The sequence below is a fragment of the Streptomyces sp. XM83C genome, from assembly GCF_023072675.1.
Classification (GTDB): Bacteria; Actinomycetota; Actinomycetes; order Streptomycetales; family Streptomycetaceae; genus Streptomyces; species Streptomyces thermocoprophilus.
The window spans coordinates 1-15,608 of the sequence record NZ_JALLGL010000013.1 but is presented as its reverse complement, the minus strand read 5'-3'; the positions used below and the strand labels follow the sequence as shown (position 1 = coordinate 15,608).

The 15,608-nt window shown below is 73.0% G+C and carries 14 protein-coding genes; 10 read left to right on the top strand and 4 right to left on the bottom strand.

What is annotated here, in order from left to right; all coding sequences use genetic code 11:
* Positions 1–294 precede the first annotated feature (294 nt).
* Genes MTQ10_RS03135 through MTQ10_RS03120 form a run of 4 tightly spaced genes read left to right on the top strand, consistent with a single transcriptional unit; the run spans position 295 to position 6,799 of the window.
* Positions 295–1,110, top strand: a complete 816-nt coding sequence (locus tag MTQ10_RS03135; protein ID WP_247461933.1) for a glycosyltransferase family 2 protein — start codon at positions 295–297, stop codon at positions 1,108–1,110.
* Entirely contained in the window at positions 1,107–2,225 is a 1,119-nt protein-coding gene (locus MTQ10_RS03130) for a glycosyltransferase family 2 protein (protein ID WP_282611721.1), read from the top strand. The genes MTQ10_RS03135 and MTQ10_RS03130 overlap by 4 nt, the downstream gene beginning before the upstream one ends.
* Positions 2,218–3,033, top strand: a complete 816-nt coding sequence (locus MTQ10_RS03125; RefSeq protein WP_247461932.1) for a polysaccharide deacetylase family protein — start codon at positions 2,218–2,220, stop codon at positions 3,031–3,033. Before MTQ10_RS03130 ends, MTQ10_RS03125 begins: the two co-directional genes overlap by 8 nt.
* The gene (locus MTQ10_RS03120) at positions 3,026–6,799 is read left to right on the top strand and encodes a lipopolysaccharide biosynthesis protein (protein ID WP_247461930.1); all 3,774 of its coding nucleotides are present in this window, start codon (positions 3,026–3,028) and stop codon (positions 6,797–6,799) included. The genes MTQ10_RS03125 and MTQ10_RS03120 overlap by 8 nt, the downstream gene beginning before the upstream one ends.
* Before the next feature lie 15 nt (positions 6,800–6,814).
* Here MTQ10_RS03120 and MTQ10_RS03115 read toward each other — a convergent pair whose 3' ends face one another.
* A complete protein-coding gene (locus MTQ10_RS03115) occupies positions 6,815–8,239 on the bottom strand; it encodes a GH39 family glycosyl hydrolase (protein WP_247461929.1) in 1,425 nt (474 codons plus the stop codon).
* 146 nt (positions 8,240–8,385) lie between these two features.
* Between MTQ10_RS03115 and MTQ10_RS03110 the strand changes: the two genes are divergently transcribed.
* Together MTQ10_RS03110 and MTQ10_RS03105 are read left to right on the top strand one after the other, a co-directional pair.
* On the top strand, positions 8,386–9,480 hold the full coding sequence (locus tag MTQ10_RS03110; protein ID WP_247461927.1) for a DUF5925 domain-containing protein: 1,095 nt from the start codon (positions 8,386–8,388) through the stop codon (positions 9,478–9,480).
* Positions 9,481–9,537: 57 nt separating this feature from the next.
* On the top strand, positions 9,538–10,329 hold the full coding sequence (locus MTQ10_RS03105) for a DUF72 domain-containing protein (protein ID WP_247461925.1): 792 nt from the start codon (positions 9,538–9,540) through the stop codon (positions 10,327–10,329).
* Here the strand turns inward: MTQ10_RS03105 and MTQ10_RS03100 are convergent.
* Positions 10,314–10,694: a GntR family transcriptional regulator gene (locus MTQ10_RS03100; RefSeq protein ID WP_247461923.1), complete on the bottom strand. Its 381-nt coding sequence runs from the start codon at positions 10,692–10,694 to the stop codon at positions 10,314–10,316. The two genes, MTQ10_RS03105 and MTQ10_RS03100, sit on opposite strands and share 16 nt — an antisense overlap.
* A gap of 72 nt (positions 10,695–10,766) precedes the next feature.
* Between MTQ10_RS03100 and MTQ10_RS03095 the strand changes: the two genes are divergently transcribed.
* Together MTQ10_RS03095 and MTQ10_RS03090 are read left to right on the top strand one after the other, a co-directional pair.
* Complete coding sequence (locus MTQ10_RS03095; protein WP_247461921.1) at positions 10,767–11,696, top strand: GNAT family N-acetyltransferase; 930 nt, start codon at positions 10,767–10,769, stop codon at positions 11,694–11,696.
* Positions 11,677–12,186 (top strand): DUF402 domain-containing protein, encoded by a 510-nt coding sequence (locus MTQ10_RS03090; protein ID WP_247461919.1) that lies wholly within the window; start codon positions 11,677–11,679, stop codon positions 12,184–12,186. The genes MTQ10_RS03095 and MTQ10_RS03090 overlap by 20 nt, the downstream gene beginning before the upstream one ends.
* A gap of 62 nt (positions 12,187–12,248) precedes the next feature.
* Here the strand turns inward: MTQ10_RS03090 and MTQ10_RS03085 are convergent, their stop codons facing one another.
* Positions 12,249–12,827: a class I SAM-dependent methyltransferase gene (locus tag MTQ10_RS03085; protein WP_247461975.1), complete on the bottom strand. Its 579-nt coding sequence runs from the start codon at positions 12,825–12,827 to the stop codon at positions 12,249–12,251.
* Between the two features lie 175 nt (positions 12,828–13,002).
* Between MTQ10_RS03085 and MTQ10_RS31235 the strand changes: the two genes are divergently transcribed.
* Both MTQ10_RS31235 and MTQ10_RS03080 read left to right on the top strand, forming a co-directional pair.
* Complete coding sequence (locus tag MTQ10_RS31235) at positions 13,003–13,137, top strand: hypothetical protein (protein WP_282611720.1); 135 nt, start codon at positions 13,003–13,005, stop codon at positions 13,135–13,137.
* Positions 13,138–13,459: 322 nt separating this feature from the next.
* Entirely contained in the window at positions 13,460–14,464 is a 1,005-nt protein-coding gene (locus MTQ10_RS03080; RefSeq protein ID WP_247461917.1) for a lytic polysaccharide monooxygenase auxiliary activity family 9 protein, read from the top strand.
* 50 nt (positions 14,465–14,514) lie between these two features.
* Here MTQ10_RS03080 and MTQ10_RS03075 read toward each other — a convergent pair whose 3' ends face one another.
* Positions 14,515–15,375: an esterase/lipase family protein gene (locus tag MTQ10_RS03075; RefSeq protein ID WP_247461915.1), complete on the bottom strand. Its 861-nt coding sequence runs from the start codon at positions 15,373–15,375 to the stop codon at positions 14,515–14,517.
* Positions 15,376–15,608 lie beyond the last annotated feature (233 nt).

The following is a 15,608-nucleotide window of genomic DNA, read 5'->3' as shown; positions in this document are numbered from 1 at the left end:
TTACATCTCACCCGCAACGGTCCGTCACACAGCGGCTCATGGGGAGGGCTCAAGGACCGCGACGTTCCGGAGCGGGGCGCGGTAGGGGGGTGCCGTGCTCGGTGACCGCTTCTGTGACCGAGTCGTGCCGCGCGACCGGCTGCCCGCCAGCGGCAGACCGGCCACTTTGCCAGCTCACCCATGCTCACGGACCGTCAGACGTCCGCACTGTGGGTGAGATACCCCCCTTTCGAACCGGACACACAACCGGGCCGCCCAGGGGCGGGCGGTCCACCGGACGAGAGGGACCGATCGATGAGCTCAGTTCTGCCTTCGCGCAGTCAGACGCCGCACACCGCCGGTGAGTACCGGCCGATCTCCTCGCATCTCGCGATCACCCCGCCGGTCAGCGTGGTCATACCGGCGATGAACGAGGCGGAGAACCTGCCGTACGTCTTCAAGACCCTGCCCGGCTGGATCCACGAGGTGGTCCTCGTCGACGGCAACTCCACCGACAACACCGTCGAGGTAGCCCGCGAGCTGTGGCCCGGTGTGAAAGTGGTGCGCCAGCAGGGCAGGGGCAAGGGGGACGCCCTGATCACCGGCTTCGAGGCCGCGACCGGCGACATCATCGTCATGGTCGACGCCGACGGCTCCGCCGACGGCAACGAGATCGTGTCGTACGTCTCCGCCCTCGTCTCCGGCGCCGACTTCGCCAAGGGCTCCCGCTTCGCCAACGGCGGCGGCACCGACGACATGACCTTCATCCGCAAGCTGGGCAACTGGGCGCTGTGCACGGCCGTCAACCGCAAGTTCGGCGCCCGGTACACCGACCTGTGCTACGGCTACAACGCGTTCTGGCGGCACTGCCTCGACAAGATCGAGCTGGACTGCACCGGCTTCGAGGTGGAGACCCTGATGAACATCCGGGTCGTCAAGGCCGGACTGAGAGTGCAGGAGATACCCAGCCACGAGTATCTGCGCATCCACGGCACCAGCAATCTGCGGGCCGTGCGCGACGGGCTGCGGGTGCTCAAGGTGATCCTCAAGGAGCGCTCCAACCGCCGCGAACTGCGCCGGCAGGAACGCCGCTCGCCGATGCTCGGCACGGTCCGGGGAGAGGTGCGTTGAGAGGTCCCGGCACACCTACCGGAGGTCCCGGCACACCGACCGGACACCCCGACGCAGCCGCCGGGCGGCCCGGCCCACAGACCGGACGGCCCGGCGGCGGGGCCGGACGGCCCGGCGCACCGCCCGGCCCCGGCGTCTCCGTCGTCGTCTGCGTCTACACCGAGGACCGCTGGGAGGACATCCTCGCCGCCGTGTCCTCCGTACGGGCACAGTCGTACCCGGCGCTGGAGACGCTGCTGGTCGTCGACCACAACCCGGCGCTGCGGGACCGGCTGACCCGCGAGTACAAGGAGACCGACGACGTCCGCGTCCTCGCCAACACCGGGCCGCGCGGACTGTCCGCCGGCCGCAACACCGGCATCGCCGCCGCCCGCGGGGAGATCGTCGCGTTCCTCGACGACGACGCCGTGGCGGAACGGGACTGGCTGCGATGGTTCGCCGAGGCGTACGCCGACCCCCGCGTGATGGCGGTCGGCGGGCGCACGCTGCCCGTGTGGGCGTCGGGCCGCCGCCCCGACTGGTTCCCGGAGGAGTTCGACTGGGTGGTGGGCTGCACCTACAAGGGTCTGCCCCGCGGCCGGGTCCGGGTCCGCAACGTCCTCGGCGGCAACGCCTCCTTCCGGCGCAGCGCCTTCGACGCCGCCGGCGGTTTCGCCACCGGCATCGGCCGGGACGGCGACCGGCGTCCGCTCGGCTGCGAGGAGACGGAACTGTGCATCCGGCTCAGCCGCGCCCGGCCCGACGCCGTGCTGCTGATCGACGACCGGGCCGTCATCCACCACCGGGTGCCCCGGGCACGTGAGTACTTCGCCTACTTCCGCAGCCGCGCCTACGCCGAGGGCCTGTCCAAGGCGCTCGTCGCGCGCAGCGTCGGCGCGGACAAGGGCCTGGAGTCCGAACGCCGGTACACCACCCGCGTGCTGCCCGCCGGGGTGGCGCGCGGGCTGCGCGACGCGCTGCTCGCCCGCCCCGGCGGCGCCGGACGGGCCGGTGCCATCGTCGCCGGGGTGTGCGCGGCGGCCGGCGGGTACGCCGTGGGGAGCTGGCGGGCACGCCGGGCCGGTACGGCGTTCTCCGTGCCGCGGATCGACAGAGCGGAGGCCGCCGATGCGTGAGGCCGCACCGACGAACGAGGCCGTGCCGATCCTCATGTACCACGCCGTCGCCGCCCGCCCCAACGACGCCACCCGCGCCCTGTCGGTGGCGCCGGAGGCGTTCGCCGAGCAGATGGCGCTGCTCGGGGACCGCGGCATGACCCCGCTGACGACGGCCGCGCTCGCCGCGCGCTGGCGGTCCGGGGCGCCGCTGCCCGGGCGTCCGGTGCTGATCACGTTCGACGACGGCTACGAGGGCGTGCACCGGCACGCCCTGCCCGTGCTGGCCGAGCACGGCTTCCCGGCCACGCTGTTCGTCTCCACCGGCTGGCTGCGCGGCGACCACGACATGGGCGGCGGCCTGGACACCATGCTCGACTGGAAGCAGGTACGGGACCTCGCCGACGCCGGCGTCGAGATCGGCGGCCACAGCCACACCCATCCGCAGCTGGACCAGCTCGACGACGCACGGCTGCGCCGCGAACTCACCCTGTGCCGGGACATCGTCGCCGGGGAGCTCGGCGCGCTGCCGGTGTCGTTCGCCTACCCGTACGGCTACTCCGACCGCCGAGTGCGGCAGGCCGTGCGGGAGGCCGGGTTCGCGCAGGCCCTGGCCGTCGGCAACGCTCTCGCACAGCGCCGCCAGGGCCCGTACGCCCTGCGGCGTGTCACCGTGCGGCGCAGCACCGCCATCGACGAGTTCGCCCGGCTCGTCGAGGGCCGGTCGATCGCCCGCACCTTCGCCCGGGACCGCGTCCTCACCAAGGGGTACGCGATGGTCCGCAGAACACGCCAGCTCCGCCGGAAGGCCATCCGCGACCGTGTCTGACACGACGACCACACCCCACGAAGCGTCGCCTGCGGCCGAAGGGAGCGGCCCGCCCGGCCGGCGTCGGCTGCTGCGCCTGCCCCGACGGAGCGGGAAGCCGCCGGGCGGCAGCCCGCTGTTCCGCAACGCGTACGCGCTGATGCTGAACACCGGCATCTCCGCGGTGCTCGGCCTCGGCTTCTGGCTGGCCGCGGCGCGCTGGTACGACGAGGCGGCGGTCGGGCAGGGCTCCGCCGCGATCGCCGCGATGAAGCTCCTCGCGGGGCTGACCGCGGTGACGCTGACGGGTGCCCTGGCCCGGTTCATCCCGGTCTCCGGCCGCGCCACCGGGCGGTTCATCTTCCGCACCTATGCGGGAAGTTCGCTGATGGTGGCGGTGGCCGCGGCGGTGTTCCTGCTGACGCTGGACATGTGGGGGCCGTCGTACCGGTTCCTGCACGGGCCGCTCAACGGGCTGGGGTTCGTCGCGGCCGTCGTCGCGTGGAATCTGCTCACCCTCCAGGACGGGGTGCTGACCGGGCTGCGCAGCGCGCTGTGGGTGCCCGTCGGCAACACCGCGTTCTCGGCGGTGAAGCTGGCGCTGCTGGTGGCGTTCGCGGTGGCGCTGCCCACGACCGGGGTGTTCGTGTCGTGGGTCGCGGCGATCGCCGTCTCCGTGCTGCCGCTGGGCTGGCTGGTCTTCCGCCGGCTGGTGCCCCGGCACGTGGCGGAGACCGAGGGGCGCCGACCGCCGACGCTGCGGGAGACGGTGCGGTTCCTCGCCGGGGACTACACGGGCTCGCTGTTCTCGCTGGCCGTGGTCTACCTGGTGCCTGTCATCATCGCCTCGCAGGTCAGCTCCGAGGACAACGCGTACTTCTACATCACCACCACGATCGGCGGCACGTGCAATCTGCTCGCCATCAACATGGGGGCCTCCCTCACCGTGGAGGGCTCGCACGCCCCGGGCCGGCTCGCCGCCGACACGCGGGCCGCGCTGAAGCGGATGGCGCGGATCATGCTGCCGGTGGCGGGCACGCTGTTCGTGGGCGCGCCCTGGATCCTCGGTGTGTTCGGGCCGGGCTACGCCGACGCGGCCACCCCGCTGCTGCGCTGGTTCGCGGTCGGCGCGGTGCTGCGGGTGGTGATGGAGACGTACTTCGCGGTGCTGCGCGCGCAGAGCCGCACCGCCGGACTGGCCTGGCTGCAAGGCCTGCTGTGCGTGCTGGTGCTGGGGCTGACGCTGCTGCTCCTGCCGCGGATGGGCCTCACCGGCGCGGGCGTCGCGGAGATCTCCGCGCTCGCGGTGATCGTCGCCATCGCCGCGCCGAAGCTGTACCGGACGATGCGGGCGGCGCCCGCGGACCGCGTCGAGGACACGGCGCCCGACGGTGACCTCGCCGACCTGGGGACGCCCGCCGAGCCCGCCGGGGCGCGGACGCGGCGGCCCGCCTGGGCGCTGGACAAGGACACCCTCGCGCTCGGCATGCACCTCGACTTCGACCATCAGGAGCGCCGCCCCGACGTGCGGCCCGGCCCCGGCACACCGCCCCTCGGGACACCGGCGGTGCCGGAGCTGGGGCTGCCGGTCGAGGAGCGGGAGCCGGAGATCGACGCCCCGTTCGAGGAGGTGTTCGACGCCGGGTACGTCGATCCCGTCACGGCCGAGATCGTCGTACCGGAGGAGGCCGAAGGCCCGCGCGGCGAGAAGCCGGACGAGCCGCCGGCCCCGGAGGCGGACCCGCCGCCCGCGGAGCCGGCGGGCCCTCGCTGGGTACCGACCCGCGCCGGAGTGGTCCTCGGCTGCCTGCTGGCGGCGGCCCTGCTGCTGTACTGGGTGCCCGCGCTGCGGCTCGGCGAGGCGGACCTGGACGGCATGGGCGGTCTCGGGCTGGTGTCGGTGCTGCCGCTGCCGACGCTGGCCGGGGCCGTGCTGCTGGCGGTGGTGTTCGCGTCACTGCTGTGGCTGGGCCGGGAGCACCGGGCGCTGCTGCTGGTGACGCTGCTCGCGACGGTGGTGTCGCTGCACGCGCTGCCGGCGGCGATCGAGGCGGAGCCGCGGTTCGCGACGGCCTGGCAGCATCTGGGCTTCCTCGACTACATCGACCGCACCGGCGCGGCCGTGCCCGACCTGGACGCGCGCTGGAGCTGGCCCGGGTTCTTCGCGGTCGCCGCGATGGTGCTGAAGGCGTGCGGGGTCTCCGACCACTCGGAGCTGATCCGCTGGTGGCCGACGGCGATCCAGCTCTGCTACCTGGTGCCGATGTTCCTGCTGGTGCGGTCGATGCGGGCGAGCTGGCGCGCCAAGTGGACCGGCGTCTGGATCTTCGTGCTGGGCGGCTGGGTCGGCCAGGACTACTTCTCCCCGCAGGGCTTCACCTATCTGCTGTATCTGATGTTCGTGGCGATCCTGCTGGTGTGGTTCCGCCCGCCGCGCGTGCTGTGGGGCAGCCGCCGCCCCGGCGAGGCGGAGGTGGAGCCGACCGACCGGCGGCAGCGGGCGGTGCTGCTCGCGGTGGTGATCGGCCTGTACGCGGCGTGCGTGCCGGCCCACCAGCTCACCCCGTTCGTGATGCTGGGCGTGCTGGCCGCGCTGGTCGTGCTCGGCAAGTGCGAACTGCGCGGGCTGCCGCTGCTGTTCGCGGTGCTGGTCGCGGTGTGGGTCGGGTACATGGCCGAGCCGTACTGGTCGGGCCACTTCGACGAGCTGTTCGGCGGGGTCGGCGGCGTCGGCGACAACGTGTCGTCGTCGGTGTCCGGCCGGATCGAGGGCGGCAGCTCCTCCCACAAGCTGGTGCTGTACACGCGGGTCGCGCTGGCCGGCGGGGTGATGGCGTTCGCCTGCTGGGGCTGGTGGCGGCGGCGCGAGCACCGCTACCGGGAGCGGTCGCTGCTGGTGCTCACCTTCGTGCCGTTCCTCGGTTTCGGGATGCAGTCGTACGGCGGTGAGATGGCGCTGCGCGTGTTCATGTTCGCGCTGCCCGGCGCCGCGCTGCTCGCCGGTCTCGCCCTGTTCCCGCGCTCGGGTGTCACCGCGGAGGAACGCGACAAGGACCGGGTGAGTCTCGCCCCGCTCGCGGCGCTGCTCGCGGGTGTGCTGCTGATCGGCGGGTTCCTGGTGGCCCGCTGGGGCAACGAGCCGTTCGAGCGGATCCGGCCCGGCGAGGTCGCCGCGATGGAGTACGTGTACGCGCACGACGACCCTACGGTGCGGGTGCTGTGGCTGAGCAACGACACGTACACCAATGTGACACCGGCGATGCCGTGGGGCGCCCGCGACATGGAGAAGGTGAACTACGTGCCGACGCTCGCGCCGAGCGACCCGGTGCTGGTGTCGGGGCTGGTGAAGGCGTTGAAGGACGCCGGCCCGAACTCGTATCTGATGGTCAACCGCAGTCAGGTCGTGTATCTCCGGCTGGACGTGGGCTATTCGGACACCTGGGAGCCGCGGCTGCTGGAGAACCTGGACCGGCGTCCGGAGCTGACGCGGGTGTTCAGCAACGAGGACGTGACGATGTACGCCCTCAGGCAGCCGCCGGAGGGCAAGCCGGCGAAGGCCGACCCCGGTCCGATCGGGCCGCAGGTGACCTGGACGCCGTGGTCGGTCGTCGGGGGCATCGCGGCGGTCGCGCTGGTCCTGCTGCTGGCGGTGCGGGAAGCGGTGCGGGTGGCGGTCCGGCCCGGCGTGCGGCAGCTGCGGGTGCTACAGGGTTCGTTCTGGTTCGCGCTGCCGCTGCTCGCGGTGGTGTTCGCGGCGCTGGTGCAGCGGTTCCTGACGATGAAGTAGGTCCCGTGAAGCGGCTCACCCGGAGCGCCGGTCGAGCCACTTCACCTCGTACGCCTGCATGTCGAAACGCTGCCCGTCCACCTGTGCGCTGATGGGCCGGTCGAGCGTGTTGACCACCAGCACGGTCCGGTCGCTCGCCAGGACCCGCACATTGGGCACGTCGTCGGCGGCGATCTGCACGGTCCGCTGCGCGGTGCCCGGCGGGAACGCCTGCGAGAACCGGGACACCAGGTCGTACATGGGCAGGGTCCGCCCGCCGCCCGCGCGGTCGGTGGGCGTCCACAGGCAGCCCGCGCAGCCGGTGCCGGTCTCCTTCTCCGGGTTCCAGTAGAAGCCGCTGGTGGTGCCGCCCTTGGCCAGGGCGATCATCCCGGCGGCCTGTACGGCGACGCGGCGCGCCTCCGACCAGCCCTTGCGTTCGTCGTCGCCGTCGGCGGGCTCCACGTAGTACTCGGCCCACCACAGCGGCAGCCCGCCGGTCTGCTGCCGCACCCAGCGGCTGACGGCGGTGAACTTGTCGGTGGCGGCGAACTCGTCGGGCAGCAGCTCGTCGTCGTTGGTGTAGCTGGAGCCGTCCACGACGACGAAGTCGGCGCCCGTCTTGTGCCGGTTCCAGTAGGCGAACGCGTCCAGCACCCGCTGGTCCATGGCGCCCCAGGGTCCCTTGAACGTGCCGGACGCGTTCGGCGCGCGCGGGTCGAGGCTGTCCATCACCAGATAGGGGCCGCCGACGAGGATGTCGGGGTTCACCTTCTTCAGCGCCCGGTACACGAGGTTGTACAGCTTCGTGTAGCCCTCGTGGTCCCAGCGGGCCTCGGCGTCGTTCCAGAAGCCCTTGAACTCGTTCCACACGATGAAGTGCCGCACATCGGGGTAGCGCTCGGCGACGGTCGCGGCGAGCGCCGCGAAGTCGGCGTAGTGCTCGGGCCGCGGCGCGGTCTCCAGCGCGGCCCGACTCCAGTCCGTGGAGCCCGCCCCCGCCTTGCCGCCCTTCATCCAGTCCGGCGCGCAGCACAGCGTGATCACCGGGGTGCCGCCGGAGGCGCGGACGAAGTCGACCCGGCGGTCCAGCGCCGCGAAATCGTAACGCCCCTTCACCGGTTCGGGGTTGTCGGCGCCCCAGCCCATGATCGCCTGGTTCTGCGGCATCGGCCGGGCCCTCAGGGCGTCCTCGACCCGCCGTACGGCCTGGCCTGCGCCGTGGTCGGCGCTGTACTGGGTGTGCGTGAAACCCCAGCCGACCTCCGGCTCGGGCGGCCCGTCCGGCGTCAGCGGCGTGCCGTGCACCTTTGCACCGTCCGGGGTGGTGCCGGCCGTACTGCCGCCGCCGGGCAGTGTGTTGAGCAGCGTCACCACCAGCGCGACGACGGCCGCGCCCACACCGAGCAGCGCCGTGAACCGCCACCGACGCGCCCCCGAGTCCCACCCATGACGTCCCATCGAGGGAAACGGTACCGGCGGACAGGGGGTTCGGGGCAGATGTCGCAGATGCACGAGCTTGCAACAGGGCGGCCCGGATGCGGCACGCCGACACACGGCGCGGGAAACCGGGTGCACGGGCGCGCCCCGTGCCCGATCATGGCGGCATGCCTGCACACCCGCACGACGCCCTGCCGATCCGGCTCACCGTCGACGACTCCGACTCCCCGTGCGACGTCGTCGACGCGCTGTTCCTCGGCCGGTTCGCGACGGGCGAGCAGCCGTACTCGCACGCGGCGAACATCGACCGTGTCCGTACGGCCGCGACGCTGCTGCCGCCGGGCGCCCGGGTGCTGCGCGCCGCCCGCGACGACGACCGCAGCACCACCCTCGCGGAGGGCGACGGCTGGACGCTGCTGGTGTCCCGCTGGAACCGCGGCGCCGACGTGACGGTCACCGCCACCTCGGCGGAACTGGCGAAGACGATCCTGGAACAGGCCACCGACGGCGCCGCGGACGAGCCGGAACCGCAGCCGGAGAACGTGACGATGGGGTTCTGGTACGTCTCCCCGCGCCGCGGCCCGCACCGCACCACCCGGCAGATCTCCGCGGGGACCTGGGAGGAGGTGCGGCCCAACTACACCGCGCCGGTCGCCCAGGCCATGGACCGGCTGATGAAGACCACCCCGGAGGACATCGCGGGCCGGCTGCTCCTGCTGCACGGCCCGCCCGGCACCGGCAAGACGTCCGCGCTGCGCACCCTGGCCCGCTCCTGGCGGGACTGGTGCCAGGTGGACTGTGTGCTGGACCCGGAGCGGCTCTTCTCCGACGTCGGCTATCTGATGGACATCGCGATCGGCGAGGACGACACGGCGGGCAAGGGCCGCTGGCGGCTGCTGCTCCTGGAGGACTGCGACGAGCTGATCCGCGGCGAGGCCAAGCACACGGCGGGGCAGGCGCTGTCCCGGCTGCTGAACCTGACGGACGGGCTGCTCGGGCAGGGCCGCAATGTGCTGGTGGGTGTGACGACCAACGAGGACCTGGAGCGGCTGCACCCGGCGGTCGTGCGGCCGGGCCGCTGCCTGGCCCGCATCGAGGTCGGCCGGCTCACCCGGGAGGAGGCCGTGGCCTGGCTGGGCACCGAGGAGGGCATCGGCCGGGACGGGGCGACGCTGGCGGAGCTGTACGCGCTGCGGCACGGCACGTCACCGGCGTCGGTGCCGGACCAGCGCGAGGGCGCGGACGCGGGGCTGTACCTGTAGCGGCCGGGGTGCCCGCCGGGCAGGGCGGTGACGGCCCGCCGGTGTTTCCATGGGGGTGTGCGGCTGTTCGTCGGGACCTCCGGCTGGCAGTACAGGGACTGGCGGGGCGCCCTGTACCCGGAGGGTGTGCCGATGCGGCGGTGGCTGGAGGAGTACGCGGACCGGTTCGCCACCGTCGAGATCAACAACGCCTTCTACCGGCTGCCGTCGAAGGAGACCTTCGAGGCGTGGCGGCAGCGGGTGCCGCCGGACTTCGTCGTCGCGGTGAAGGCGAGCCGCTACCTCACCCACATCAGACGGCTCAAGGACCCCGAGGAGCCGGTGCACCGGCTGATGGCGCACGCGGCCGGCCTGGAGGGCCGGCTCGGCCCCGTGCTGCTGCAACTGCCGCCGACGCTTCGCGCGGACGCGGGGCTGCTGGACGCCTGCCTGGCCTGCTTCCCGTCCGGGGTGCGGGTCGCCGTGGAGCCGCGGCACGCGTCGTGGTGGACGCCCGAGGTGCGCGAGGTGCTGACCGGGCGGGGCGCGGCGCTGTGCTGGGCGGATGTGCTGGGCCGCCCGGTGACGCCGCTGTGGCGGACCACCGGCTGGGGGTACGTCCGCTTCCACGAGGGGCGTGCCACGCCGTGGCCGCACTACGGGCGGCGCGCGCTGGAGACCTGGGTGGACCGGGTGGCGACGGCGTTCACCGGCGGCGCGGACGTGTACGCCTACTTCAACAACGACCCGGGCGCGGCGGCGCCGGCGGACGCTGTCACGTTCGCGCGGGCGGCGCGCCGGGCGGGGCTGACGGTCACCCGCACGCCGGCCGATGTGGGCGTGCCCGGTCTCGCTCAGTCCTCGGCGTGAAGCGCCCGCAGAGCGTCCTGTACGGCGGCCATGGCCGCGTCCCGCGGGAAGCCGAGGCGCTGCGCCCGCTGCGCGTACGCCTGGGCCGCCGCGGCCAGCTCCCGCTCGGCGGCCGACCCGGCGGCGGCCACATAGGTGCCGTGCCGCCCGCGGGTCTCGATCACCCCGTCGGCTTCCAGGGCCCGGTACGCCTTGGCCACGGTGTTGGTCGCCAGGCCGAGCCGCTCGGCCAGTCCGCGCACGGTGGGCAGCCGGTATCCCACGGGCAGTGCCCCGGAGCGCGCCTGCTCGGCGATCTGGGCCCGCACCTGCTCGTAGGGCGGCGCGGCGGAGGCGCCCTCATCGATGTCGATCTTCAGGCTCACGCAGCGATTGTCGCGCACCGGCCGCGGAAAATGGGAGGCATCCGGGTGGGAGCGCCCCGTAGCGTGCGGGCGGTGACAGTGATCGTGCGCGGCCTCCGCCCCGACGACCGGTCCGACACCGAGGGTTTCACCCGGGTCCGGGACCTGGTCCTGCCGTTCGTCCTGACCACGCCCGACGCCGTGCGGCACACCCTGACGCACAGTCCTCCCGCCGCCCGCTTCCGGGTGCTGCTGGCGGAGGAGGACGGCGAGATCACGGGCACGGCGTACGTCGGTCTGATCCATGAGAGCCCGGAGCCCGGCCGGGGCTTCCTGAACGTCCATGTCCGTCCCGACCGCAGGGGGCGCGGCGCCGGCACGCTCCTGGCCCGGGCGGGCGATGAGCATCTGGCCGCCGTGGGGGCACGGAAGGTGTTCTCGTGGGTGCTGGACGAGCCGGGCAGCCGCGGCTTCGCCGAGCGGCGCGGCCTGCGTGCGGGCCGCTCCGCGCACTTCCAGCGGCCGGACCTGGTGAACGGTCCGCTGCGGCCGTTGCGGGAGCCGCCGCCGGGTGTGGAGCTGCGTACCGCCGCGGACTTCGCGGACGATCCACGGCCGCTGTTCGAGCTGGACGCGATGACGGCCGCGGACGAGCCGAGCGACGTGGAGTACGCGTTCGACGACTACGAGGCCTGGCTGGAGGAGACCTGGCGGCATCCGCTTCAGGCCCACGATCTGACGGTGGTCGCGGTCGTGGACGGGCGGCCCGCCTCGTACAGCGTCGCCTACACCGACGGCAAGGGGCGCTACGCCACGGCGATGACCGGCACCGCGCGCGACCGGCGCGGCCGGGGTCTGGCCAAGCTCGCCAAGAACGCCTCCCTGCACCGCGCCCGCGCCGCCGGCTGCCGGGAGGCGTTCACCAGCAACGACACCGGCAACGAGCCGATGCTGGCGATCAACCGCTGGTTCGGGTACGAGATCTGCGCGACGGAGGTCGGACATGTCCGCGAACTCGGCTGAACCCGCCGGGCGGGCGGCGGAGGTGGACGTCGTCCTCGTCAAGGCGGGCCGTACGAAGATCCGTTACCGGGCAGAGCTGCTCGCCGACGACGGCGACCGCATCGTGGTGCGGGCGCCCTGGGCGGGTGCGGGGGCGCGCGACTTCGGGTTCGTCCGGTTCGAGGCGGGGGACGTGTTCACCGAGTACTACTGGCGTGACCGGTGGTATTCGGTGAAGGAGGTCCGGGCCGCCGACGGCACGCTGAAGGGCTGGTACTGCGACATCACCCGGCCCGCCGCGCGCACGGCCGGTGAGCTGGTCGTGGAGGATCTCGACCTGGATCTGTGGCGGTCCGCCGACGGCGGGGACGTACGGCGGCTGGACGAGGACGAGTTCGCCGGGAGCGGGCTGGCCGACCGGGACCCGGCCGCGGCGTCGGCCGCCGTGGCCGCCCTGGACCACCTCGAGCGGCTCGCCCTGCGGGGCGGCTTCGAGGACCTGCTGCGGTGAACGGAACGGCAGCCGGCCGAAGGCCCGTCCCGGCGTGCCCGTCGGGCCTGCGACCGCTGCCGTCACACCTGCGCGATCACCGCGTACCGCTCGTCGTCCACCGTTCTGCCCCACAGCTCCGGGTCGCCCGACAGATCCTCCACGCGGAGGTCCGCGGCGAGCGGTGCGAGCAGGGCGGCGAGCCGGTCCGCCGGTACGCCGACCGGGGTGAGGGTGCCCCACACGCCCTCGACCAGCACCAGCCGCCCGCGCGGGCGCAGCAGCTCCCGCCAGTGGCGCAGCGCGCCGGCCGGGTCGGGCAGCGCCCACAGGACGTGCCGGACGAGGACGGTGTCGAAGCGCCGGTCCCCCACTGGCGGGGCGGCGGCGTCTCCCGTCAGCAACTCCGCCTCGTACCCGGTGAGCTTGGCGCGGGCCCGGTCCAGCATGCGCGGGGAGAGATCGACGCCGGTGACGCGGTGTCCCCGCTCGGCCGCGAGGAGCGACAGACTGCCGGTGCCGCAGCCGAGGTCGAGGACGTGGCCCGGGGCGGCCGGCAGCCAGTCCTTCAGCCTGCGCGCCCACGCGGCCCTGACCCGCGGGTCGCGCAGCCCGTGATCGGGTTCGTCGTCGAACTCCGCGGCCTGCGCGTCCCAGTCGATACTCACTGCGGTCCTCCCGTCACTGCGGTTTGCGGTGACCCCCAGCGTGGCACTCGCCACTGACAGCCGATTCGTGACAGCCGCCACTGACAGACCCGTTCCGATGAGGAAGTCTCGCGGAACGGGTCTGTCGCCGTAGGACACGGAGACCGGCGGACCCCTGAAGGAGGCAGCCATGCGCCGGACGACCGTGCAGAAGCCCCTGAAGAAGACGGACTCCCGCAAGACCCGGGAGAAGGCGGAGGAGCGTCCCTCGGGGCGGCCGGAGATCCGGGAGGACATCGCCCGGACGTGGTGGCCCGACGGCTGAGTGACGCCTGCGGTCACTTTTCTTTTTGCGCAGTTCCCCGCGCCCCTTCGAGAGTGGTTGGCGTCGTCTTCGACTGCGGGCCGGTGAGGGGTTCTCGCGCAGTTCCCCGCGCCCCTGAAGGTGCCCGCAGGTGGGGGTCTCGCACAGAGTCCCGCGCTCCTGGATGTGGCCGGCCGGGGGCCCCGGTGGGGGGACCTGATCTCAGGCTGAGGGGATCCTTAAGGGGAGCCTAAAGATCGTCGGGAAGGGCCTGCGGGGCGGGAAAACGCGGTTTCTTTGGTTCCGGCACCCCCACACGTACCGGTTCCGAGGAGACATCCCCATGCCTGGACGCCGTAAGGCCGTCGCCGTGCTGGCCGCCGCCGGCCTCGCCCCGCTCGCCCTGACCGCGCTGGCCGCGTCGCCCGCCGCCGCGCACGGTTCCATGGGCAACCCGGTCAGCCGGGTCGCGCAGTGCTACGCGGAGGGGCCGGAGAACCCGAAGTCCGACGCGTGCAAGGCGGCGGTCGCGGCCGGCGGGACGCAGGCGCTGTACGACTGGAACGGCATCCGCATCGGCGACGCCGCCGGCCGCCACCAGGAGCTGATCCCGGACGGCAAGCTGTGCAGCGCGAACAACGACGAGTTCAAGGGCCTCGACCTGGCCCGCGCGGACTGGCCGGCGACGAGCGTGAGCAGCGGGTCGTTCACGTTCAAGTACCGGGTGACCGCGCCGCACAAGGGCACGTTCACGGTGTACATCACCAAGCCGGGGTACGACCCCGCGCAGCCGCTCGGATGGGACGACCTGGATCTGGCGCACCCGGTGGCCACGGCCACCGACCCGGTCGCCGAGGGCGGTTTCTACACGTTCTCCGGCACGCTGCCGGAGCGTTCGGGCCGCCAGCTGCTGTACGCGGTGTGGCAGCGCTCGGACAGCCCCGAGGCGTTCTACTCCTGCTCGGACGTCACCTACGGCGGGGGTGCCGCCACGGGGGGCGGCACCCCCGCGTCCGCCGCCGCGCCCGCCGCCTCCGCTCCGTCGGAGAAGCAGATCGAGGCCGGTTTCGAGAAGTCGACGGTCGAGCACCACGGGCACGGCGACCAGGACGCCACCACGACCGCCGACCCGGTTCCCTCCGCGGCGGCCTCCTCGCCGGCCGCGGCACCGAGGGAGGAGACCGAGCCCAACCAGCCGAAGGCGGCGGGCGCGGGCGTGAGCCTCGCCGAGACCGGCGGTGACGGGAACACGCCGTATGTCGCGATGGGCGGGGCTGCCGCGCTGGCGCTGGGCGCGGCGGCGCTGTTCGCGTCGGTGCGGCGGAAGGCGGCGTCGGCCCGCCGGTGAGTCGTGCCGGGGTCCGACCGGCGGCTCAGGCCGGTCGGGCCCCGGTGGGGTCAGCTGAACACCGACGCGCAGGTGGTCCGCGTGGCGTGGGCCGGGTCGAGCGCGTTGGCCACCTCGTGGAAGGCGATGCGGTCGATCAGCCCGACGAGGACGTGCTCGGACAGGTCCAGGGGACACAGGTCCTGCAGGACGACGTTTCTGACGCCGGATCCGCTGAGGAACTGGGTGCGGTACGGCGTGACGACCTCGTCGTACCGGGTGGCGAGGACGGTGTAGCGGACGCCGGGGACGGTGTCGCCGCCCGCGTTGAGCTTGGTGAGGAAGTCGGAGCCGACGATCTGCTGGGCGAGTGCGGGGGTTGCCGCGTCGAGCAGTGCCTCCGCGCCGGGGAAGTACGGCAGCAGCGAGGTCAGTCCGCTGAGGGTGGTGCCGTGGTTGCTGGGCGCTATGCCGACGAGGGCGTTCACCTTGGCGGCGCCGCCGAGGAACTTGAGGTACCAGCGCGGCATCATGCCGCCCTGGGAGTGGCCGACTAGGTCGGCTTTGGCCGCGCCGGTCGAGGCGAGCACTTTGTCGACGAAGTCGGACAGTTGCTGTGCCGACTTGTCGATGGGGCCGAGGCCGTGGAAGAACGGCACGTTCGGGAGCTGGCCGTAGTCGAGGGAGTAGACGCAGTAGCCGCGGTGCTGGAGGTAGGGGGCGAGGCCGAGCCAGTTGTCCACGGAGTTGCCGAGCGTGCCGTGGACGAGGACGACGGGTCGGGGGTGGGCGGCGGACGGCTTGCAGCTGTAGTCGTTCCATCCGCTGGAGGGAGCGGCGGACGCGTGGGCCGAGCCCGCGGGGACGGCCAGGGCGGCTGCGGTCAGCAGCAGGGCCGCCAGGGGTCTGAGCACGCGTTTCCAGGGCAGCATCGGGTGATCTCCTTGCGGCTCACGGGAGTTGGACGGTGGGGACGCCCTGTGATCCGGATCACGGGATGCTGTTCACTTGTGAAGTTACGGACGAGTAGTGGAAGCGTGAAGTTACGCGTCGGTAAAAATTTCCGGGGACAGCCCACACACAAGCGGGAGTTGTGCTCCACCCCGGCTCACGCGTCCCGCGTTCCCCTGCCGCCCCGCCCGGCCGCCCCGCCGGCCTTCCGTGA

Bases quoted from the DNA above. Each gene is read 5' to 3' on its own strand.
- MTQ10_RS03115 (WP_247461929.1), bottom strand. From the start codon at position 8,239: ATGGGACGTCATGGGTGGGACTCGGGGGCGCGTCGGTGGCGGTTCACG.
- MTQ10_RS03135 (WP_247461933.1), top strand. From the start codon at position 295: ATGAGCTCAGTTCTGCCTTCGCGCAGTCAGACGCCGCACACCGCCGGT.
- MTQ10_RS31235 (WP_282611720.1), top strand. From the start codon at position 13,003: ATGCGCCGGACGACCGTGCAGAAGCCCCTGAAGAAGACGGACTCCCGC.
- MTQ10_RS03080 (WP_247461917.1), top strand. From the start codon at position 13,460: ATGCCTGGACGCCGTAAGGCCGTCGCCGTGCTGGCCGCCGCCGGCCTC.
- MTQ10_RS03110 (WP_247461927.1), top strand. From the start codon at position 8,386: ATGCCTGCACACCCGCACGACGCCCTGCCGATCCGGCTCACCGTCGAC.
- MTQ10_RS03075 (WP_247461915.1), bottom strand. From the start codon at position 15,375: ATGCTGCCCTGGAAACGCGTGCTCAGACCCCTGGCGGCCCTGCTGCTG.
- MTQ10_RS03090 (WP_247461919.1), top strand. From the start codon at position 11,677: ATGTCCGCGAACTCGGCTGAACCCGCCGGGCGGGCGGCGGAGGTGGAC.
- MTQ10_RS03125 (WP_247461932.1), top strand. From the start codon at position 2,218: ATGCGTGAGGCCGCACCGACGAACGAGGCCGTGCCGATCCTCATGTAC.